We start from the raw sequence: 277 nt of genomic DNA, 5'->3' as shown, positions 1-277 counted from the left end.
TACACGGTTCACTTGTTGAGCGGCGAGCGGAACGAGCAGGCGCCATTGAACGTGGGGCAAGTCGCGATACGCCGCCAGCACCCCCACAAAATGACTCTTTGGCCCGACACTGAGCTTGAGCGCCCGCCGATCGCCCGGGCGCAGTTCGATTTCCTCGCTGCTCACCCAGTCCTTTGGCAATACCTGCTCGGCGTGCTCGTACATGCTGAAAAAATCGGCATTCTCGAAGGCCACGCCATGACGCAGTTCGATCAGTTGCAGGCACTGGACCTCGAAC

The 277-nt window shown here is 59.9% G+C and carries 1 protein-coding gene; it reads right to left on the bottom strand.

Features of this window, described 5'->3' with window-relative positions:
• A partial coding sequence (gene tssJ, locus AC0L3U_RS39345) for a type VI secretion system lipoprotein TssJ (protein WP_473365113.1) occupies positions 1–277 on the bottom strand: 277 nt, incomplete at both ends.

The organism is Bradyrhizobium sp. Kon69 (genome assembly GCF_055807515.1).
The sequence above is the reverse complement of the archived record's forward strand: the minus strand, read 5'-3'. Positions and strand labels throughout refer to the sequence as shown.